Annotated in this window: 6 protein-coding genes; 1 reads left to right on the top strand and 5 read right to left on the bottom strand. The window is 61.5% G+C overall.

Annotated elements, in window-relative coordinates; translation table 11 throughout:
* Nucleotides 1-309, bottom strand: a 309-nt coding sequence (locus tag EN943_RS35505) for a TfoX/Sxy family protein (RefSeq protein WP_164778562.1), incomplete at its 3' end; no start/stop codon positions are given.
* A gap of 94 nt (nt 310-403) precedes the next feature.
* Between EN943_RS35505 and EN943_RS35500 the strand changes: the two genes are divergently transcribed.
* Nucleotides 404-901 carry a GFA family protein gene (locus tag EN943_RS35500; RefSeq protein WP_127416441.1) on the top strand — a complete coding sequence of 166 codons (498 nt, stop codon included), beginning with the start codon at nt 404-406 and terminating at the stop codon, nt 899-901.
* A gap of 32 nt (nt 902-933) precedes the next feature.
* Here EN943_RS35500 and sufA read toward each other — a convergent pair whose 3' ends face one another.
* From sufA to sufD, 4 genes are all read right to left on the bottom strand, one after another.
* Nucleotides 934-1,314, bottom strand: a complete 381-nt coding sequence (sufA, locus tag EN943_RS35495) for a Fe-S cluster assembly scaffold SufA (protein WP_013532156.1) — start codon at nt 1,312-1,314, stop codon at nt 934-936.
* Nucleotides 1,315-1,417: 103 nt separating this feature from the next.
* Nucleotides 1,418-1,810, bottom strand: coding sequence for an SUF system Fe-S cluster assembly protein (locus tag EN943_RS35490; protein WP_127416440.1), 393 nt, complete (start codon nt 1,808-1,810; stop codon nt 1,418-1,420).
* A gap of 21 nt (nt 1,811-1,831) precedes the next feature.
* Nucleotides 1,832-3,076 carry a cysteine desulfurase gene (locus tag EN943_RS35485; RefSeq protein WP_127416439.1) on the bottom strand — a complete coding sequence of 415 codons (1,245 nt, stop codon included), beginning with the start codon at nt 3,074-3,076 and terminating at the stop codon, nt 1,832-1,834.
* A gap of 4 nt (nt 3,077-3,080) precedes the next feature.
* Nucleotides 3,081-4,146: Fe-S cluster assembly protein SufD (sufD, locus tag EN943_RS35480; protein WP_127416438.1), on the bottom strand; the 1,066-nt coding region annotated here is incomplete at its 5' end.

The raw sequence follows: 4,146 nt of genomic DNA, 5'->3' as shown, positions 1-4,146 counted from the left end.
CCGCCCCCCCTCATAGGCCCGCCGTGCCCACACCGTCATCTCGTCGGGGTCATCGAAAGCGCTGTCGGGAACGCTCCAGTAGGGCATGGCGACCAGCTTGCCGTGGCGCGAGCCGGTATAGGTCCATTGCGTGCAGCCGGCGGCCTCGAACTCGGGCGCGCTTTGCTCGTCGGCCTTCAGCAGCAATTCGCCGCGCAACACGATGGCGACGATGACGCCGTCGAAATAGATGCCCTTGCCGCCGAACAGTTTTCGGATGCTGACTGGGCCGAGGCCCTCGAACAGTTCGGCGATGCGTTCATTATCCATGCCGCGATCATGTCATCGGCATTTGGCCTTGTCATCGCCGCAACCAAAATCATGCTGACAGGTTGAAATACGATCGATCGGAGTTTCCATCGCCATGCCGCTTCTGCTCAAAGGGTCCTGCCGCTGCAATGCCGTCCGTTTCGAGGTGGAGAGCCACACGCCGGCGCCATTCATGCTGTGCTACTGTTCGATCTGCCGCAAGCAGCAGGGCGGCGGCGGGTTTGCCGTCAATCTCGGTGCCGACAACGAAACACTGAACATCAGGGGCAAGCGCAGCCTCGGCATCTTTCGGGCGGAGATCGAGGACGACGAGCATCCGCATTGCGAAATCTCGACCGGCGAGCGCAATTTCTGCAAAAAATGTGGATCAGCCCTTTGGCTCTACGACCCGACCTGGCCGGAGCTGGTGCATCCCTTCGCTTCGGCGATCGACAGCGATTTACCCATTCCGCCAAGCAAGGTGCACCTCATGCTGAAATACAAGGCGAACTGGGTGGAGCCGGTGGTTGGCAAGCATGACAAGGTCTTCGACGTCTATCCCGAGGAATCGATCGCCGACTGGCACAAGCGGACGGGCATGTGGGTGGATTAGCCTTCTTCGCCCCGTAAACGGGCGAAGGAGGGTCAGGCCGAGGCGCGTGCTTCGGCCAGTGCCTTCAGGTCTGCCGGCTTCAGTTCGACGGATTCGCCGCAGCCGCAGGCCGAACTCTGGTTCGGATTGTGGAAGGTGAAGCCGGTGCGCAGCGTCGTCTGCTCGAAATCCATCTCGGTGCCGAACAGGAAAAGGGCTGCCTCAGGCGCGACATAGACATGCGCGCCGTCGCGCTCGATATGGTCGTCCTTGGTGTTGGGCTCGGTCACCAGATCGACCGTATATTCCATGCCTGCGCAGCCGCCCTTCTTGATGCCGAGGCGGATGCCATGCGCATTGTCACGGGTAGCGACGATCTCGCGCACCCGGTCGGCGGCCTTTTCGGTCATCGTGATGACGGCAAAGCGTCCCATTCTTTTTCCTTCCATTCCATGCAGGTTCAAGGCCTGCCGAATGATTCCTCACCTAAAATGGTGAAGTTTTATCCCTGGCGCAAGTGCACCAGCTTCTGTCGGGTTAGTACCAACCCACCGCGACCTGCGCCTCTTCCGACATGCGGTCGGCCGACCATGGCGGGTCGAAAGTCATGTTGACCTCGACGCCGGACACGCCTTCGACGGCGCCGACGGCATTTTCCACCCAGCCGGGCATTTCGCCGGCGACAGGGCAGCCCGGAGCGGTCAGTGTCATGTCGATCTTCACCGAGCGATTGTCCTCGATGTCGATCTTGTAGATCAGGCCGAGCTCGTAGATATCGGCCGGGATTTCCGGATCGTAGACCGTCTTCAGCGCCGAGACGATGTCGTCGGTCAGCCGCGCCAGTTCGTCGGCCGGAATGGCCGATCCCGAAACCAGCGCATTGGGCGCGGTTTCCGGAGTGGTCTCGGCAGCGATGCTTGCATCATTCATGGTCGTCACCCAAAAAACTCGTCATCCGAAGAATTTGCGCGCTTTTTCAAGCGCCTCGGCCAAAGCGTCGACTTCGGCCCTGGTATTATACATGCCGAACGATGCCCTGCATGTGGAGGTTACACCAAAACGTTTCAACAGCGGCTGGGCGCAATGGGTGCCGGCGCGGACTGCAACGCCTTGCCTGTCTATCACCATCGACACGTCGTGCGCATGAATGCCTTGCAGCTCGAACGAGATGATGGCGCCCTTGCCGGGTGCGTCGCCGAAGATGCGCAGCGAATTGATGGCGCGCAGCCGCTCATGCGCATAATTCTTGAGGTCTTCCTCGTGGGCGGCGATGCGCTCGCGGCCGACCGTTTCCATATAGTCTAGCGCAGCACCGAGCCCGATCGCCTGGACGATCGGCGGCGTGCCGGCTTCGAAACGGTGCGGCGGCTCGTTGTAGGTGACGATGTCTTCCGTCACCTCCTCGATCATCTCGCCACCGCCCATGAAGGGGCGCATGCCGGACAGAATGTCCTTCTTGCCGTAGAGCACGCCGATGCCCGACGGGCCATAAACCTTGTGCCCGGTGAAGACGAAGAAATCGCAGTCGAGATCCTGCACGTCGATCGGCATATGCACGGCGCTCTGGCTGCCGTCGACGAGAACGGGAATTCCACGCGAATGCGCAATGCGCACGATCTCCTTGATCGGCGTCACCGTGCCCAGCGCATTCGACATCTGCGTGATGGCGACCAGCTTGGTGCGATCGGTCAGCCGCTTCTCGAATTCCTCGATGTGGAAGACGCCGAGATCATCGACCGGCACCCAGACGAGTTTCGCGCCCTGCCGCTCGCGGATGAAATGCCAGGGCACGATGTTCGAGTGGTGCTCCATGATCGACAGCACGATCTCGTCACCCTCGCCGATGTTGGGCATGCCATGGCCATAGGCGACCGTGTTGATGGCCGAAGTCGTGTTCGAGGTGAAGATGATGTTGTCGGTGCTCGGCGCATTGAGGAAGCGGCGCACCGTCTCTCGCGCCTTTTCGTAGGCATCGGTCGCGGCGTTCGACAGGAAATGCAGGCCGCGATGGACGTTGGCGTATTCCTGGGAATAGGCATGCTGGATCGTGTCCAGCACCACCTGCGGCTTCTGTGCCGAGGCGCCATTGTCGAGATAGACCAGCGGCTTGCCATAGACCTCCCGCGACAGGATCGGGAAATCGCGGCGGATCGCTTCGACGTCATAGAAATCTCCGATCTTGCCCGGTGCGTTCATCAGATCACCCGTGTGCCACGAACCAGTCGTCGAGCCGCGCTTCCAGCGCTTCGACGATCGCCTCGTCGTCCAGTTCCTCGATCACCTCGGCGACAAAGGCCTTCACGAGCAAGCCCCGCGCGCTTTTCTCGTCGACGCCACGCGCCATCAGGTAGAACAGATGGTCGTGGTCGATTTCGGTGACCGTCGCGCCGTGGCCGCAAATCACGTCGTCGGCGAAGATTTCCAGCTCGGGCTTGGTCGAGAACTCGCCGTCATCCGACAGCAACAGCGTGTTGCAGGCCATCTTGGCGTTGGTCTTCTGCGCATATTGATGGACGTTGATGCGACCCTGGAAGACGCCGCGCGCCTTGCCCGTCACCACGTTGCGGATGACCTCCGTCGAGGTCGTGTGCGGCACGGCGTGGTCGAGCACCATGGTCACGTCGGTATGGGTGTCGCCGGCCAGGAGGTTGATGCCGCGCAATTTGAAATCGGCGCCTTCGCCAGTGGTCCTGACCATGATCTCCTGGCGCACCAGTCTGCCGCCGGCGTTCATGACGAACAACGTCAGTTTCGCATTCTTGCCGATATGGGCCTTGAACTGCGCCAGATGCGTCGCCGTTTCCGGCTGCTCCTGGACGATCAGCCACGTCACCTCAGCGCCCTCGCCGAGCACGAGCTGGCTGACCGAGCTGCCCAGGGCAGCGCCGTCACCCGTCTGACGTTCGACGATGACGGACTTGGCGCCGGCGCCGACACGAACGGCCAGGCGCACATGGGTCTGGCCGCCGGCCTGCAGGTTCTGCAGCTCGACCGGCTTTTCAAGTTCCACACCATCGGCGATGTCGACAAAATACCCGTCGGCGACGAAAGCCGTGTTCAGCGCGCCGATGGCGTCGTCGCTGCCATAGGGGTCGAGCCCCGGCGCTATGCTGCCGTCGATCAGCTTTTCCGACAGGCGCTGGAAAGAGACGCCTTCAAGAGCCGGCACTTTGGCGTCGGACTTGCCGTTCAGGATCGATACCACAGTGGAACCGTCGACGATCGGTGCAATGGCTTTGGCCATGGCGGCCGGGTCGAAGTCCGGC

The organism is Mesorhizobium sp. M7A.F.Ca.US.006.01.1.1 (assembly GCF_003997935.1).
In the GTDB taxonomy this organism is placed as follows: domain Bacteria; phylum Pseudomonadota; class Alphaproteobacteria; order Rhizobiales; family Rhizobiaceae; genus Mesorhizobium.
Note: the sequence above shows the minus strand (reverse complement) of the source record. Positions and strands in the feature narration are given on the sequence as shown.

Coding starts and splice junctions, on each gene's coding strand:
- EN943_RS35485 (WP_127416439.1), bottom strand. CDS start 3,076: ATGAACGCACCGGGCAAGATCGGAGATTTCTATGACGTCGAAGCGATC.
- EN943_RS35500 (WP_127416441.1), top strand. CDS start 404: ATGCCGCTTCTGCTCAAAGGGTCCTGCCGCTGCAATGCCGTCCGTTTC.
- sufA (WP_013532156.1), bottom strand. CDS start 1,314: ATGGGACGCTTTGCCGTCATCACGATGACCGAAAAGGCCGCCGACCGG.
- EN943_RS35490 (WP_127416440.1), bottom strand. CDS start 1,810: ATGAATGATGCAAGCATCGCTGCCGAGACCACTCCGGAAACCGCGCCC.